The organism is Secundilactobacillus malefermentans DSM 5705 = KCTC 3548 (assembly GCF_001436395.1).
In the GTDB taxonomy this organism is placed as follows: domain Bacteria; phylum Bacillota; class Bacilli; order Lactobacillales; family Lactobacillaceae; genus Secundilactobacillus; species Secundilactobacillus malefermentans.
On sequence record NZ_AZGJ01000045.1, the window covers coordinates 1 to 15,488 of the forward strand.

The window sequence follows — 15,488 nt, forward strand, 5'->3', positions numbered from 1 at the left end:
TCAGTTTTGTCCCAGCCACTTTTCTTATACTTATTTTTGTGTGGAAATAGGAGTCTCTTTTTCAATTGCTAATTGTGCAACGAGATTCAAATAGTTAAATGGTTGATCATAATGAGGATTGAAAAGCATGTCGATAAAAGCTAAATCATCGATAGTGTTTTCATTTTGAATACAAACCGAAATTGTGTTTGCAGACTGAGTTAAATCAAAGTCGCCAAAGAATTGGGCACCTAGAATTTTACGAGTACTTACATCATAAACCAATTTAATATCTATTTTCCCATTGGTGGGCATGAAATATGGTCGATGAAGGCCATGATAAGTTACGCTGTCTGCGTCGTAACCACATTTGAGGGCATGTGATAAGGTAAGCCCAGACGTTGCCAAAGTATGATTAAAGAACCGTAACGCGGTTGTTGCTTGAGTTCCTGTGTTGCGATACTGATGACCAAATAGATTATGACCCACCGCATATCCTTGCCGAATAGCATTCGTTGCGAGTGAATAATATTCCTTTTGCTTGGCTGGGTTAACATATGTAGAGCAAACGTCACCAGCAGCTAAAATATCAGGATCTGAAGTTTCTTGCCACTCGTTAGTTGAAAGGGCACCATTGCGATCCAACTTAACCTGATTAAACAGTAGCTCGGTGTTTGGTTCGAATCCAGTACAAGCAACAACAAAATCTGCTAGCATATTGTCATTCTGAGTTAGAATATTGACTTGTTTACCATCTTCAGTCGGTTCAAAGGCATTGACGCGTGTGTTAAGACGGACATCAATTCCATGGGAACGCAGCGAAGCGACAATCAAATCGGACGTTTCCAAATCAATATAATTACATAATAATTGTGGACCATCTTGAATTAAGGTGACTTGGTGATTCGTATGGGCATATGCCTCTGCCATTTCAACGCCGGAGTAGCCACCGCCAATAATTGCAATGTGGTGATTATTCTTTGAATACTGTTTAATGGTTTGAGCTTGTTCGTACGTTTTGCATACTTGAACCCGGAAACTATCAACACCTTTGACAGTTGGGACAGAGGCGCTTGATCCAGTCGCCATAACAAGTTTATCGTAATGGTCGGTAAATTGCTCTTGAGTTTCCAAATTTTCAACAATAATTGTTTTATTTTTGGTATCAATTTTTAAGACATCATGGCCAATTTTTACATTCGCACCCAGTTCTGTAAGATGTTCAGGTGTTTCAGATAGCATTGTCTCGAGGCTGTTTACTTCATTTGATAGATAGAGGGAAATACCACAGGATAAAAATGAAACATTCGTATTTCTTTCATAAACAGTAATGTCGGTTTCTGGGTGTACTTTTAACGCTTCTTTAACTGCGGTCATCCCAGCGTGTGTACAACCAATTACGATGACTTTCAAAATTTGACCCTCCAAAATTGATTATGAATTTTTGATACATTTATTTTAGCCTAACTTTTGTTTTGCGTCCGTTGCCACAAGATGTGGTTTTTCGTAGAAATAACCCTGACGGACATCCACATTGAATGTATCAATGAATTTGTCGATTTGTTTATCTTCAATACCTTCCAAAACGAAACGCACTTTGTGTTCCTTTGCAAAATCGCGCCAAAAGATAACTCGTTGTTGCATGTCAGGGTGGTAAACTGACTTATCAAAATTCTGAAGCGCAAATTTAATTTCACTTGCAAGTGGAATTAATGCTTGAACTTGTTGTTCTGTATTACTACCAGAATCGACATCGTCAAGAGAAACTTCAATTCCAGAAGCGACAAATTTTTTCAAAACTTCGGAAATATCTTTTGTCAAAATAGTTTGATCAGTAGAATCTTCTGTTAACTCTACTTGAATACGAGTAGGGCGAATAATTTTTTGTGCTTTAATTAGGGCATCCACAACCTGGTCGTTTAAAATTTGAGCACGGTTTAAATTGACAGATAAGGAGCTAACCTTCAATGAAAGTTCGCTAGCCGCTTCAACTAACTTGCCGGCAACAATTTCTGCAGGTACGTCTGCAAAACTGTGCGGTGGGCGCCATCCTTGCTCAGTGAGCTTTTTAAGAAGTAATTCATAACCGATGACTGACTGATTAAATTTATTTATGATTGGTTGAACAAAGTATTTATACATGGCGATCTCTCCTATTTCTGTGACAAATGATGGTCGTAAGTAAGATAGAAAAAACCCGTCGCTTGACTTTCTCAAGGACGGGTCGTGTTCCAAACAGTTATATTAACTAACCGTGAGGACTGAGCTTTTCTTCTGTTTTGTATAACTAAATAGTAGCAGATATTTTTGTAAAATACAATGATTTTGAGATTCTTTCATGACATTTTTCAGTCTAAGTTAAAATAAAGAAAGTACTTTCCTTAATAAATCATCTATCTTAAGAAAAGTACTTTGAAGATTTAATAATTGTTAGCTATTACTCTTTGGTGAAGTCAACAACCATTCGTCCAACAATTTTGTTGGACTTCATTTCATCGATAATATCATTAATTTCACTCAAACGACGAGTCTTAACGATAGGGTGAACCTTGCCTTCAGCACCAAATTGAAATGCTTCTGCTAAATCTTGACGAGTTCCAACAAGTGATCCTGCAACTTGGATGCCATCAAGGACAGTCTTAGCAATGTTAAGTTCCATATTTCCTTGTGGTAGCGCCACAGCAACAAGACGGCCATCTGGACGTAAGGCATTTACTGATTGTGTAAATGCATCAGACGTAACGGCAGTAACCTGGGCGTTGTGAACACCACCAACTTGTCTCTGAATTTCTTCGGCAACGTTTGAGTCATGACGGTTAATCAGAATTTCGGCACCATTTGCCTTAGCAGCAGCAAGCTTATCTGGGTTACCATCGACGGCAACCACATGGGCACCAAATACGTGTGAGGCATATTGAATTGCTAAGTTACCTAAACCACCGGCACCAACGACTTCAACCCATTGACCAGGCTTCGTTTCGCCAATTTTTAGTGCTTTATACATGGTCACACCGGCACAAGTGAGGGAAGTGGCCTCAACTGGATCCAACTCGTCTGGCACCTTCACGGCATAGTTAGCATCTACAATAACTTGTTGAGCCATAGCGCCATCAACGGTAAATCCAGAATTTTGTACATTGCGGCAAAGTGTTTCGCGACCACTTAAACAATATTCGCAATGGCCACAACCCTTAAAGAACCAAGCAATAGAAACGCGATCTCCGATTTTTAAGTTTGTAACGTCATCGGCAATTTGAGAAACCCGACCAACACCTTCATGGCCAATAATTCTGCCAGGAACTTTACCAAAGTCACCAGCGGCAACGTGTAAATCTGTGTGACAAAGACCACAATATTCGACGTCAACTAAGGCTTCTCCTGAGTGGATAGGGCGTAAAGTAACCTCTTTAATATCGACATAACCATCAACTGGATCGCGTACAACTGCTGCTTTCATTATTTATACTTCCTTTGAAATTTATTTTTTTGTTTACATGCAAATTGTATATTAAATCACAAACTTTACAAGTGAATTTTTACACAACTTTAAAATTTCTTAACTTTTCTCTTAAATAACTTTCTTAAAAGATAAAATATATTGCCATAAAAACGTTGATTTCTAAGCAAAAGGACGAACTATATGTTAGAATTATCAATGGATTATTAGATTGTAACAATTTACTAAGAATTTATTTAAATGTAGAGGTGTTGAGAACACATGAGTCGCATATTAATTATTGAAGACGAAAAGAATCTTGCCCGTTTTGTGGAGCTTGAACTTAAGCATGAGGGGTATGAAACTGAGGTTTGTTTGAACGGACGAACTGGTTTGGATGCTGCTTTAGCCCAAGACTTCGATGTCATTCTATTAGATTTAATGTTGCCAGAATTAAATGGTATTGAAGTTGCTCGTCGGGTTAGGGAAGAAAAAAGTACCCCTATTATCATGATGACAGCGCGTGATTCTGTGATTGACCGGGTTTCTGGATTTGATCATGGCGCTGACGACTACATTGTTAAACCTTTTGCTATTGAGGAGTTGCTTGCCAGAATTCGGGCTTTATTACGTCGAATTAATATTGAAGGTAAGAACCAGAGCTTCAAACAAACGACCGTGACGTATAAAGATTTGACTATTGAAAAAGAAAATCGAGTTGTTCGTCGTGGGGAAGAAGTTATTAACTTAACTAAACGCGAATATGAACTTTTACTAATCTTAATGGAGAATATTAACGTTGTTCTCGCAAGAGATGTTCTGCTTAATAAAGTTTGGGGATATGAGTCAGAAGTAGAAACGAACGTGGTTGATGTTTACATTCGTTATCTACGAAATAAAATCGATCGAATTGGCGAGAAGAGCTACATTCAAACCGTTCGTGGTACCGGGTATGTGATTAGATCTTGATAAGCCGTGAGGAATTAGAACTTCGTGAAAATGGGCCACACACTAATAGGAGTCGACGTAGGTTTTCATTAAAGTGGAAATGGGCGTTAGGGACTGCTTTTGGTGTGCTGGTCATTTTTGCTGTATTTGCTGTTTTAATATTTGACAGTTTTACTTCTGTCTTAATCAAAGAAGAGCGCGCCCATGTTAACGATACAATTCAAGTTGTTGAAAATCGTCTTAGTAGTTTTCAAAGCGAGTTAAACATCAAATCTGTGACGCCAATTTTAAGACCAGAAGTGACTGGTAATGAAGTTGGTAAAAATCCAATGACGAGTAACCGACTGCATAACATCTACAATAATTCAATTTTTGTGAGCTTATCACGCGATAGTACAGCGGTTAGTGTTTACGATAAGAGTGGCGCACAAATTTTTGCTTCTCGGTCAAATGCGATTGATTTTGACAGAGTTAGCAAAAAAACAGTTAGACGTGAAAAATCCGGAAAATTTAATGGCTATGTGGGCGATGCACCGATTCGATCACATAAAACCAAAAAGATTATTGGCTACGTCCAAGTGACTAATGAGCTGACTAACTATCACTCAACCAGTCGCCAACTAGCAATCATTTTACTAGTCCTTGGATTGATTGCAGTTTTTGCCTCCGCAATACTAAGTTACATTTTAGCCTACTTTCAGTTGCGGCCGATTGAGGAAATCAGCGCGACCATAAATGAAATCAATGCTGAACCGCAGTCGTCAAAACGAGTTCCAAAGTTCAAACGTAATGATGAACTTTCCGATTTAGCAATTTTGTTCAATGATATGTTGGATCAAATGCAACGATTCATCGAACAACAACAACAATTTGTTGAAGATGTGTCTCATGAATTAAGGACGCCAGTTGCGGTCATCCAAGGCCATATGGAGCTTTTGAATCGCTGGGGGAAAGATGATCCAGAAGTTTTAGCAGAGTCCTTAAAAGCGTCCCTGCAGGAGACCCAAAGAATGCAGAGTCTCGTTAAGGAAATGCTAGATTTATCACGTGCTGAGCAAGTAGAAATTAATTATACAAACGAGGTTACGGCTGTTAAAGAACTGGTTAATCAAGTATTTAATGATTTTAAAATGATTCATCCAGATTTTACGTTCACCCTTGATGATGATGTTAAACGAGAAACTTATGTTCAAATTTATCGGAATCATCTTGAGCAGGTCCTTATTATTCTTCTTGATAATGCTGTTAAGTATTCTGTTAATCGCAAAGAAATCCATATGTCATTTGCCCTAGGTAGTCGAAACGTTGAGATTGCTGTTCAAGATTTTGGTGAGGGAATCTCTCGGGATAATATGGATCGGGTCTTTAACCGATTTTATCGAGTGGATAAAGCGAGGAGTCGAAACAAGGGGGGGAATGGACTGGGTCTGTCCATTGCGCAACGTCTAGTTGAGTCCTATCATGGCCAAATTTCAATTGAAAGTGCTGTGGGTCATGGGTCCGTATTTAGGATTACATTGCCAATCTTAAACGATAAAGAGCGTCATAAACTGGAACAACAGGCAATCAAAGAGCATGCCAAAAAGTCGCCAAAACCATCAATAAGTACTAACTTAGGCGCAAATCCTAGTGAGGATGAGAACCAAGAGAAATAATAAAAAAATGGAGTGCTAGAGGAAATTCCTCTGGCACTCCATTTTTGATGTGTTATTAATCGCGATGGTGATGCTGCTTACCAGCATTACGGTTACGATTATTATGATGTTCAATAGTTGTTTCTTTAGGCTTTTCAGGAGAATCGGTTGATTCACTAACCGGTGTCTCCGTCACTGTAACAGGTTTAACAGGGCGTTTAGCAACTTCTGCCTCAATCTGTTTTCGAATTCTTGGTCGGTACATATTGATGATTATCGTTTGAATACATGCAAAGATACCACCGATGAAGAAGTACAAGCCAAGTCCGGCTGGGGCACTAATTGAGATAAACAAAATCATTGCGGGACTAATAATTAGGGTCATCCGCATTTGTTTCTTTTGATCCTCTGGCATACCAAGTAATGATAGGTAACCTTGACCTAAGTAAGATAAGCCAGCCAAAATGGCAAGAATTAATGAAGAGTGACCAAGTGGAATTCCCATGAAAACAGATGATGATAATTCTGGGGAGTACCGAATAGCCGCATATAAACCTGCAAAAACTGGCATTTGGATAAGAAGGGGAAGACAACCAATTCCACCCGTAATGCTGATACCATTGTCACGGTAAAGGGCCATCATTTGCTGGCCAGCTGCTGATTGTTCCTCAGGTGTTTTAGCGGCTTTTTGACGTTTTTGAATTTCAGTCATTTGTGGCCGAATCATTGACATCTTTTCTTGCTGAATCGTTGACTTACGCAGTTGGCTAATCATGAGTGGTAAAAGCACCATTCGAACTAAGACCGTTAAGGCAACAACTGCCCATCCGTACGAGCCCCCGAAGAAGTTTGCAAGCCAATCCATGACATTTTGACCTGGCTTAGCAAGATAGTCGTAGATGAAACCATAAGGCTTACCACTTTTAGTTGTTCTAACACAACCACTTAGAAAAATGGCGAGACCTGCGAGCAAAGTAAACAGACTTGCTCTTTTGAATTTTTTCATTTCAATAAATCCTCTCGTTTAAAAAGATAATAACAGGATAAATACTACTTTAATAATGATTCTTTTTCAATCAATTAATCAATTATACGAAAATTGTTCCAGTTTTTAACCGGAACGGCCATTTTTGTTAGGTTGGCCACTTTTGCAAATGGGGTCAAGTTAGTTTCAACAGTTTGAAGAAAATGAGTTAAATCAGTTTCCTTTCCTTGCGCAACAATCTGCACGGATCCATCCCGCTGATTTTTAACGGTTCCAACAATTGAGAGTTGTTCAGCTAATCGAACAGTAGACCATCGAAAACCGACGCCCTGAACTCGCCCATAAACTGTAATTTGATATGCCTTCACAAGATTCACCCTTTCGTCGTGTATTTTACCACGAATAGGCCTCGTTCACGTCTTTTAATATGGTAGAATAGTCAATGAAATTAAAGGCGGTATTGAATAATGGAAAAAATAACCTCAAAACAGAATTCAAAAGTCAAAGAATGGGCGAAATTAAAGACAAAAAAGGGACGTCATCAAACTGGAACGTATCTATTAGAAGGCTGGCATCTTGTTCATGAAGCAATAATGAACAATGAACCGATCAAAAGCATTCTGGTAACAGAAAGTGAACTTGATACGGTTGAGATTTCCGGAAACTTTCAGACAATATTAATTACAGAAGAAATTGCTAATCACATAGCAAGCACCGTCACCCCCCAAGGCGTTTTTGCAATCGTTGAGATGGATGGGTCAAAGACGGCTTTACCAAGTAAATTAGAAGGTGCCTGGCTACTGCTCGACCAAGTTCAGGATCCTGGAAATATTGGGACAATGGTTCGGACAGCGGACGCTGCGGGATTTACGGGTGTTATTTTTGGAACAGGTTCTTCCAGCCGATTTAATCCTAAAATTGTTCGATCAATGCAGGGGAGTCAATTTCATATTCAGCTACTAGAGATGGGTTTAGCTGATGCGATGACTTCATTTTTGCAGGCGGGTTATCCAGTTTATGGAACCGAACTCAATCCGGATGCAAAGTCATTTAAGCAAATAAAACCCGATAAAGATTTTGCACTTATTATGGGAAATGAAGGCAATGGGATGTCAAAGAATCTATTGACTAAGACAACTGCAAACCTATACATTCCTATAAAGGGTAAAGCGGAGTCACTAAATGTTGCAATCGCTGCCGGAATACTGATGTTTCAATTGTTACAGTAATTTTTAGAAAAGGTTAAGATGCATGAATTTTATGAAAGTAAGAGGGAGTTTTCTTTTGCTTTTTTAGAAAAAGAAAGTATAGTGTAACTATAAATTACTTACAAAAGAAAAGGAATGTTATATGAAAAAAGAAATTTGGCGTCAAGATAGTGAATACGTTGACTTAATTTCAGATTTGTTAGAAACTTCAGCAGTCCAAAAATTGGCAAACTATACGCAACATCACCATTCAACACGATTGGAACATTCACTATCAGTTTCATATGACAGTTACGTAATTGCTAAACGGCTTAATTTAAATACGAGAGCGGTAGCGAGAGCAGGTTTATTACATGACTTGTTTTATTACGACTGGCGGACGACTAAATTCAATTTAGGCTCACATGCCTTCATTCATCCAAGAGTTGCTTTACGTAACGCCGAAAAAATAACAGAACTTTCACCCATGGAAAAAGATATTATTCTGAAGCATATGTGGGGTGCAACTTTGGCAACCCCTAAATACAAGGAGAGTATGATTGTTTCTCTCGTTGACGATTACGAAGCCGTAAATGAGTTCTTTTCACCATTGCGTACCAAATGGCAGCACCGATTACAAAAAGCAAGTAATGAATAATTTAAACAAAGGGGATTAGAGCTAATGTCTGAAACGATGGCTTATGAAAATCCAGTCGATTTTGAGTTGTGTCCAAGGTTTGCTAAAACTTTTGCGATTCTTGGGAAAAAGTGGAATGGATTAATTATTGACGTTTTATTGCATTTAGGAAATCAGCGTTTTAAAACATTAGCTGAAAAAGTGCCAAAGTGCAGTGATCGCGTTTTAGTTGAACGTTTAAAAGAACTTGAGGATGAAGGAATTATTGTGCGAAATACACATTTAAATTCTTCATTGATTGACTATGCTTTAACTGAAAAAGGAAAAGATTTGGCTAGTACCATGGCTAATATTCACGATTGGGCGGAAAAATGGTATGAAGTTAAAGGCGAAACAGTGGTTGACCAATTTGACAATAATCGTTAAACTATTAATTGATAATAAAAGTGTTGAGGGAAAGCAGTAGACTTCAGACGAGATTACAGGAAGATGATTGTTAACTGAAAAATCATCAATCTCAATGGGCCGAATTCATTCCTGAGCTGAGTATTGGGCGATAATCAAAAAATATTCCGGATAATACCCGTTAAGTATTCTGAGTGTACTCATTTATTTGGGTAAACAAGGGTGGTACCGCGATACTTCGTCCCTTTTTGGGGGATGGAGTTTTTTTGTGCCCAAAATTATATTAGGAGGTAATCAAATGTCATTGAAAGATCGTTTATCAGAGCTATTAAATCAAGGTCTTGAGGATTTAAAATCGACGTCTGAGCAAGATGAATTAAATGAACTACGGGTGCATTTGTTAGGTAAAAAAGGTCCTATTACAAAGGTTTTAAGAGGGATGAAGGATTTAAGCCCCGAAGAACGTCCTGTCGTGGGAAGTTTTGCAAATGAAGTGCGGGATCGGCTACAAGAAGCCATTGATGCTCGCAAAGAAGAAATTGATCAAAAGCTCTTAACAGTAAAATTAGAAAAAGAAAAAATTGATGTAACGCTGCCTGGAAAGCCAGCCGCACGCGGAAATGCGCACGTGATTCAACAAATTATTGATCAGATTGAAGATCTTTTTCTTGGAATGGGCTATCAAGTATTAAGTGGTCCCGAAGTAGAAGAGGATCGTTATAATTTTGAAATGATGAATTTACCAAAAGATCATCCAGCTCGTGATATGCAAGACACGTTCTATATTACGAAAGATATATTGATGAGAACTCAAACCTCACCAATGCAGGCAAGAACCATGGAGAAGCATGACTTTTCTAAAGGGCCTTTGAAAATGATCTCCCCAGGGGTTGTTTATCGTCGTGACACCGACGATCCTACTCATTCACATCAATTTCATCAGGTTGAAGGATTAGTGATTGATAAGCACGTTACAATGGCTGATTTAAAGGGAACGCTAGAACTTGTTGCTCATGAACTATTTGGCGATCGTTTTGATGTTCGACTCCGACCAAGTTATTTCCCATTTACTGAACCATCTGTTGAAGCAGATATTACCTGTTTCAACTGTGGCGGAAAAGGATGTGCAGTTTGCAAACATACCGGCTGGATTGAAGTTCTAGGAGCCGGAATGGTTCATCCAAATGTTCTGAAAATGGCGGGGGTAGATTCTGATATTTATGGCGGATTTGCCTTTGGATTGGGTCCTGATCGATTTGCAATGTTGAAGTATGGAGTAGATGACATCCGAAACTTCTACTTAGATGATGAACGCTTCTTAAATCAATTTTCAATGAAAGGGTAGTTTATAAATGAAAATCTCGTATAACTGGTTAAAAGAATATTTAGATATAGATGTACCGGCTACCGAATTAGCTGAAAAGATTGAGCGATCATCAGTTGAAGTTGATAGCGTGACTGTTCCAAGTGATGGGTTAAAAAAATTAGTCGTTGGTCATATTGATTCAATGGAACCCCATCCTGAATCTGACCATTTAAACGTTTGCCAGGTAAATGTCGGTGAAGAAGAGCTCCTTCAAATTGTTTGTGGTGCCCCGAACGTTGCCGTTGGTCAAAAAGTTATCGTGGCTTTGCCAGGTTCTAGAATTGGTGGAAACGTCAAGATTAAGCGATCAAAAATGCGCGGAATCGTTTCAAACGGAATGATTTGTTCATTAGAGGAAATTGGATTTAGTAAGAGTGTCGTGCCAAAGGAATGGGCAGATGGCATTTATGTACTGCCAAACGATGCCAAAAATGGTGATGAAATTTATGATTATCTTGGCATGAACGATTCTCTAATTGATTTAGACGTTACGCCAAATCGTGGAGATATGCTCAGCGTTTATGGAACGGTTCACGACGTTGCAGCAATGTATAACTTGAAAGAAAATCTTGACCATCCTAACCTAATCGAAGGAAAAACAGCAATAGGCGATGAATTAACCGTTGCTGCCGATAAAGAAGCGGCTCCAATTTATAAAATGCGACTCGTAAACAATGTAAAGGTTGGTCCCAGCCCACTATGGTTACAAATTAAGCTGTGGAATGCTGGTATCCGACCGATTAATAATGTTGTAGACGTAACAAATTACATCCTTATGAAGTATGGTCAACCGATGCATGCATTTGATTTTGGCAAGGTGAGTGGTCGTAAAGTTGAAGCTCGATTTGCTAAAGAAAATGAAACGTTGACTACTTTGGATGGAGAAACCCATCAACTAGATCCTCAAGACATTGTGATTGCGGATGAGAAACAACCGATTGGGTTAGCTGGTGTAATGGGCGGACTAAATTCTGAGATTGAGGATGGAACAACTACTGTTGCGCTTGAATCAGCTGTATTTAATTCAACTATCATTCGTAAGACTGCGCAAAGGCATAACCTACACACTGATGCATCTCAACATTTTGAACGTGGTGTCAATCACGGAGGCGTTGAAGAAGCCTTAGATGCCGCTGCACAAATGATTCATGAATTAGCGCAGGGTGATGTTGATCAAGGGATGGTAATTGCAAATGATGAGAAGATTGCTGATGTGGTGGTCAAAATTACCTTAACCAGGATTAATCATGTGTTAGGCACTGAATTAACTTCGACTGAAGTGACGCATATATTTGAGCGGCTCAACTTTGGGGTTGAAATGAACGATGACGAATTTACCGTTTCAGTTCCATCACGTCGCTGGGATATTCACATTGAAGCTGATCTTATCGAAGAAGTTGCTAGAATTTATGGATATGACAATATTCCTTCTACGTTACCAACTGGTCGCATGACGATTGGGACATTGACACCTAAACAACGAATTATACGAAATTCGAGAAGTACCATGGAAGGGCTAGGACTTTCTCAGGCCATTTCATATGCATTATTAAATGATGAAGAAGCAAAGTTATTTTCAATGAAGGCTAGTTTGCCTACAAAACTTGACTGGCCGATGACTGTGGATCATACAACAATCAGAATGAATTTAATTAGCGGACTCCTCAAGGATATTGCATACAATAACGCTCGAAAAGTTGAAGACGTTACCCTATATGAACAAGGACGAGTTTTTTACCGAACTGAAAATCAGGTTAGACCGGATGAAGAAGAGCATATTGCTGGTGCAATTAGTGGCTCGTTACATTCTGAAGCGTGGAATCAGCATCATACTGAAACTGATTTTTATGAAGTGAAGGGGATTGTTGTAGAATACATTCAGTCGTTGGGGCTGAATGGTGAGATTGATTTTGAAGCGACTACTAAGTATTCAGATCTTCACCCTGGCCGAGCTGCATCAATTAGTGTTCACGGACATGAAGTTGGTTTTATGGGACAAGTTCATCCGCAAATTGCTAAGAAATTTAAGATTAAGCCAACCTACGTTTTCGAAATAAATCTTCAGGCGCTTATTGATATGCCGAAGAGCGATCAACAATATGATATTATTTCCAAGTATCCAGCGATTTCAAGAGATATCGCAATTCTGGTTGACGAAGAAATTACCCATCAACAAATTGTCGATTTAATTCAAAAGCGTGGCGGTGCGTTTTTGAATAGCGTTAAATTGTTTGACGTCTACTCAGGCAGTCACGTTCCAAGCGGTAAGCGTTCATTAGCTTACTCATTAACATTCTTGGATAAAGAGGCTACATTGACTGATGACACCGTTAATAAAGCTTTCGAAAAAGTGGAAGTTTCTCTCCAAAAAGAATTTAATGTCGAAATTCGATAAAGGAACCCGTTCAAAGCGGGTTCTTTTGCTTATTAAGTTATGTTTATATTATTTGGATTATTAAGGACGAGTAATGCATTCAGGATTTAAATCGGTTATAATAAAACCATTATATTCATGAACGGAGGTACCTTTTTGGATAATAATCAAACGCCAAATCCAAAATTGGATCCGAGTAAAAAAGGGACATCATTTGGAAAAAAGATCATCATCGGGGTGGTATCAGTCCTAATTTTTCTCGTTTTAGTCATGGGATTACTGGGATATCACTACGTACGAACATCATTAAAACCGTTGGATGCCGATAGCAGCAAAGTTATCGAAGTAAATATTCCAATGGGCGCATCAAACAAGAAAATTGCGTCAGTTCTTCAAGATAAAGAAATCGTGAAATCTGGAACCGTTTTTAACTATTACGTTCAGTCTCACAATTATTCTAATTTTAGAGCCGGATACTATGAGTTGAAACCCTCTATGACCCTGTCTCAAATTGCAAAGAAATTGCAAAAGGGAGGGTCTAGCGTTTCACAAAAGAATCAATATGGTAAGGTCCTCATTCGAGAGGGTGACGGAATTGATCAAATCGGGGATATGATTGCTAATCGAACGAAATATTCGAAAAAAGAGTTTCTTAGTTTGATGAAGGACCAAACTTTTATTTCTTCTTTGGCAAAGCAGTATCCTACGTTATTAAAATCAGCCATGGCTGCTAAGAAAGTTCGTTATCGATTAGAGGGCTATCTAGCGCCTGCAACATATACGGTTAGAAAAAAAGAATCTTTAAAATCAGTTGTGACACAAATGGTTAGTCAGACTGATACTGTTTTAAAACCGTACTATAAGAAAATAAAGAGTACAAACATGTCGGTTCAAGAATTAATGACGCTCGCATCACTAACTGAAAATGAAGGTGGATCAGGTAGTGCCAGACGTACAATCGCAGGGGTCTTTTTAAATCGGCTTGATGTCAAAATGCCAATCCAGTCTGATATTTCGGTACTCTATGCGATGAAGACCCATAAAAAGAACGTTACAAATTCTGATTTAAAGACAAAGTCACCTTATAATTTATATTTGCATACAGGTTACGGACCTGGACCTTTCTCAAGTCCAAGTTTGGATTCAGTAAAAGCGGTCTTATATCCACTTGATAGAAGCAAGGATTACTTGTATTTTGTAGCGAATACCCAAACTGGAAAAATTTACTTTTCAAGTACCTATGCACAACATTTAAAATACGTTAATAAATTAGCAAAAGCGAATGAATAAAGTGAGGCATTTTTGATGGGGACAGATAAACATAAGCAACCCGTAGTAATTGGTGTAACTGGTGGATCTGGCAGCGGAAAAACCAGTGTCAGCCGAGCAATTTTTAATCAACTTGCTGGTCATTCACTTATGATCCTTCAGCAAGACTCTTATTATAATGATCAAACAAACATGTCGATGGCTGAAAGAAAAGCGGTTAATTATGATCATCCACTTGCCTTTGACACTAAACTGTTAGCCGATCAGTTGGAGAAATTACGGCGACACGAACCAATTGAAAAACCAGTATATGATTATGAACAGTTCACGAGAAGCAAAAAAACAATACATCAGGAACCAATGGACGTTATTATTTTGGAAGGTATTTTAATTCTCGAAGATGAACGACTCAGAGACTTGATGGATATTAAAGTGTTCGTTGATACAGATGATGATATTCGGATCATTCGTCGAATTGAACGTGACGTTAAAGAACGGGGACGGACTTTGGACTCCGTTATTCAACAATATTTAGCGACCGTTAAACCTATGTATCACCAGTTTGTAGAACCGACTAAGCGTTATGCAGACATCATTGTTCCTGAGGGTGGCGAAAATCAGGTTGCCATTGATTTGTTGACAACTAAAATTCGCTCTATTTTGATTGCAAATGGGAACGATAAAATTTTCAATAATCAAGATACGACTATTTAGTCTTGCTTATGCAGCCATTACATGCTAATGTGTTCTAAAATATATTCAGAGAAAGGGTGTTAAAAGATTGGAAAATCAAAAAAGTTATCCAATGACCGCCGAAGGTAAAGAAAAGCTTCAAAAGCAACTTGAAGATATGAAGATGAATAAACGACCTCAGGTGATTGACCGAATTAAAATTGCGCGATCATATGGTGATTTATCAGAAAATTCAGAATATGAATCTGCAAAAGATGAACAAAGTATGTTAGAAAGTCAGATCAGTTCAATTGAACATCAATTGCAGTATGCAGAAGTAATTGATAACGAAAACACTGCTCAAGATGAAGTTACGATTGGTAAGAAGGTTACTTTCAAAGAGCTACCGGACGAAGAACCTGAGGAATATACGATTGTTGGTGCAGCTGAGGCTGATCCAATGTCTGGAAAAATTTCAAATGAGTCGCCAATTGCAAAAGCGTTACTAAATCATAAAATTAATGACGAAGTATCAATTGAAACTCCTGGCGGGGACATGAAGGTTCAAATTATTAAGGCTCTCTGTCAAATCCTGT

Annotated in this window: 15 protein-coding genes and 1 other annotated feature; of the genes, 10 read left to right on the top strand and 5 right to left on the bottom strand. The window is 38.5% G+C overall.

Annotated features, from left to right (window positions below; translation table 11 throughout):
* Positions 1 to 30 precede the first annotated feature (30 nt).
* The 3 genes from FD44_RS07955 to adhP form a co-directional block, all read right to left on the bottom strand.
* Positions 31 to 1,392: an FAD-dependent oxidoreductase gene (locus FD44_RS07955; protein WP_010619949.1), complete on the bottom strand. Its 1,362-nt coding sequence runs from the start codon at positions 1,390 to 1,392 to the stop codon at positions 31 to 33.
* Between the two features lie 45 nt (positions 1,393 to 1,437).
* A complete protein-coding gene (locus FD44_RS07960) occupies positions 1,438 to 2,121 on the bottom strand; it encodes an EAL domain-containing protein (protein ID WP_010619948.1) in 684 nt (227 codons plus the stop codon).
* Positions 2,122 to 2,416: 295 nt separating this feature from the next.
* Entirely contained in the window at positions 2,417 to 3,436 is a 1,020-nt protein-coding gene (gene adhP, locus FD44_RS07965) for an alcohol dehydrogenase AdhP (RefSeq protein WP_010619947.1), read from the bottom strand.
* A 261-nt stretch (positions 3,437 to 3,697) separates the two neighbouring features.
* Here adhP and FD44_RS07970 point away from each other — a divergent pair, with 261 nt between their 5' ends.
* Positions 3,698 to 4,384 (top strand): response regulator transcription factor, encoded by a 687-nt coding sequence (locus FD44_RS07970; protein WP_010619946.1) that lies wholly within the window; start codon positions 3,698 to 3,700, stop codon positions 4,382 to 4,384.
* A complete protein-coding gene (locus FD44_RS07975; RefSeq protein WP_133278302.1) occupies positions 4,384 to 6,018 on the top strand; it encodes a HAMP domain-containing sensor histidine kinase in 1,635 nt (544 codons plus the stop codon). Before FD44_RS07970 ends, FD44_RS07975 begins: the two co-directional genes overlap by 1 nt.
* A gap of 55 nt (positions 6,019 to 6,073) precedes the next feature.
* Here FD44_RS07975 and yidC read toward each other — a convergent pair whose 3' ends face one another.
* Positions 6,074 to 7,003, bottom strand: a complete 930-nt coding sequence (gene yidC / locus FD44_RS07980; protein WP_010619944.1) for a membrane protein insertase YidC — start codon at positions 7,001 to 7,003, stop codon at positions 6,074 to 6,076.
* A 74-nt stretch (positions 7,004 to 7,077) separates the two neighbouring features.
* On the bottom strand, positions 7,078 to 7,350 hold the full coding sequence (locus tag FD44_RS07985) for an acylphosphatase (protein WP_010619943.1): 273 nt from the start codon (positions 7,348 to 7,350) through the stop codon (positions 7,078 to 7,080).
* Between the two features lie 99 nt (positions 7,351 to 7,449).
* On the opposite strand from FD44_RS07985, the gene FD44_RS07990 reads away from it, so the two are divergent.
* From FD44_RS07990 to greA, 8 genes are all read left to right on the top strand, one after another.
* On the top strand, positions 7,450 to 8,211 hold the full coding sequence (locus FD44_RS07990; protein WP_010619942.1) for a TrmH family RNA methyltransferase: 762 nt from the start codon (positions 7,450 to 7,452) through the stop codon (positions 8,209 to 8,211).
* Between the two features lie 121 nt (positions 8,212 to 8,332).
* Entirely contained in the window at positions 8,333 to 8,827 is a 495-nt protein-coding gene (locus tag FD44_RS07995) for an HD domain-containing protein (RefSeq protein WP_010619941.1), read from the top strand.
* A gap of 24 nt (positions 8,828 to 8,851) precedes the next feature.
* The gene (locus FD44_RS08000) at positions 8,852 to 9,232 is read left to right on the top strand and encodes a winged helix-turn-helix transcriptional regulator (protein WP_010619940.1); all 381 of its coding nucleotides are present in this window, start codon (positions 8,852 to 8,854) and stop codon (positions 9,230 to 9,232) included.
* A gap of 14 nt (positions 9,233 to 9,246) precedes the next feature.
* Positions 9,247 to 9,460 (top strand) — a binding site (T-box leader).
* Between the two features lie 49 nt (positions 9,461 to 9,509).
* Positions 9,510 to 10,556 (top strand): phenylalanine--tRNA ligase subunit alpha, encoded by a 1,047-nt coding sequence (gene pheS, locus FD44_RS08005; protein WP_029327552.1) that lies wholly within the window; start codon positions 9,510 to 9,512, stop codon positions 10,554 to 10,556.
* A gap of 7 nt (positions 10,557 to 10,563) precedes the next feature.
* A complete protein-coding gene (pheT, locus tag FD44_RS08010) occupies positions 10,564 to 12,972 on the top strand; it encodes a phenylalanine--tRNA ligase subunit beta (RefSeq protein WP_010619938.1) in 2,409 nt (802 codons plus the stop codon).
* Between the two features lie 135 nt (positions 12,973 to 13,107).
* On the top strand, positions 13,108 to 14,241 hold the full coding sequence (mltG, locus tag FD44_RS08015) for an endolytic transglycosylase MltG (protein ID WP_010619937.1): 1,134 nt from the start codon (positions 13,108 to 13,110) through the stop codon (positions 14,239 to 14,241).
* A 15-nt stretch (positions 14,242 to 14,256) separates the two neighbouring features.
* Complete coding sequence (udk, locus tag FD44_RS08020; protein ID WP_010619936.1) at positions 14,257 to 14,934, top strand: uridine kinase; 678 nt, start codon at positions 14,257 to 14,259, stop codon at positions 14,932 to 14,934.
* A 67-nt stretch (positions 14,935 to 15,001) separates the two neighbouring features.
* Positions 15,002 to 15,488 (top strand): transcription elongation factor GreA (greA, locus tag FD44_RS08025; RefSeq protein ID WP_082618780.1); only part of this gene is annotated, 487 nt, incomplete at its 3' end.

Bases quoted from the DNA above. Each gene is read 5' to 3' on its own strand.
- FD44_RS07960 (WP_010619948.1), bottom strand. From the start codon at position 2,121: ATGTATAAATACTTTGTTCAACCAATCATAAATAAATTTAATCAGTCA.
- adhP (WP_010619947.1), bottom strand. From the start codon at position 3,436: ATGAAAGCAGCAGTTGTACGCGATCCAGTTGATGGTTATGTCGATATT.
- FD44_RS07970 (WP_010619946.1), top strand. From the start codon at position 3,698: ATGAGTCGCATATTAATTATTGAAGACGAAAAGAATCTTGCCCGTTTT.
- yidC (WP_010619944.1), bottom strand. From the start codon at position 7,003: ATGAAAAAATTCAAAAGAGCAAGTCTGTTTACTTTGCTCGCAGGTCTC.
- FD44_RS07990 (WP_010619942.1), top strand. From the start codon at position 7,450: ATGGAAAAAATAACCTCAAAACAGAATTCAAAAGTCAAAGAATGGGCG.
- FD44_RS07995 (WP_010619941.1), top strand. From the start codon at position 8,333: ATGAAAAAAGAAATTTGGCGTCAAGATAGTGAATACGTTGACTTAATT.
- FD44_RS08000 (WP_010619940.1), top strand. From the start codon at position 8,852: ATGTCTGAAACGATGGCTTATGAAAATCCAGTCGATTTTGAGTTGTGT.
- pheS (WP_029327552.1), top strand. From the start codon at position 9,510: ATGTCATTGAAAGATCGTTTATCAGAGCTATTAAATCAAGGTCTTGAG.
- pheT (WP_010619938.1), top strand. From the start codon at position 10,564: ATGAAAATCTCGTATAACTGGTTAAAAGAATATTTAGATATAGATGTA.
- udk (WP_010619936.1), top strand. From the start codon at position 14,257: ATGGGGACAGATAAACATAAGCAACCCGTAGTAATTGGTGTAACTGGT.